Genomic DNA, 515 nt, shown 5'->3' with positions numbered 1-515 from the left:
GAGGTTGCATAAATTACCATATCAGGATATTTATTCATTACCTGTACTAAGTTATCTAATTCAAAAGCTGCTTTTGCTGTAATGTTAGATTTATCGTAATCAAAATAAATTGGGTTAAGCACTATACGTACTTCTGGTACTACAATCTTCTCGATTGGATCTAATGCGATCTCTACCATTACCTCTTCTTCATTACTACCTGCTATTGAGAGTTTATTACTTTCATAATCAGTCATAGTTACCTGTAGTTCTGTATCTTGTTCACATTCTACAATGTATTCTACTTTTCCTTCTGCATCTGTTGTTTTTGTAGATAACACATTACCTTCTGCATCTACTAAAGAAGCCGATGCTCCTGCTATTGGTGCTTTTGTTTTATTATCTATAACTGTTGCTACTATTAGTACATCACAAAGGGGTTGTATTTTTTTAATAGCATAAATATCATCTCCTCCTTTTCCACCTTCTCTGTTTGAAGAAATAAAGCCTTCTCCAGACTCTTCATTAATACTAAA

Annotated in this window: 1 protein-coding gene; it reads right to left on the bottom strand. The window is 33.0% G+C overall.

Features of this window, described 5'->3' with window-relative positions; translation table 11 throughout:
- Nucleotides 1-515: OmpA family protein (locus tag Q0997_RS20310; RefSeq protein ID WP_367180232.1), on the bottom strand; the 515-nt coding region annotated here is incomplete at both ends.

Source organism: uncultured Lacinutrix sp., from assembly GCF_947500325.1.
Taxonomy (GTDB): Bacteria; Bacteroidota; Bacteroidia; order Flavobacteriales; family Flavobacteriaceae; genus Lacinutrix.
Note: the sequence above shows the minus strand (reverse complement) of the source record. Positions and strands in the feature narration are given on the sequence as shown.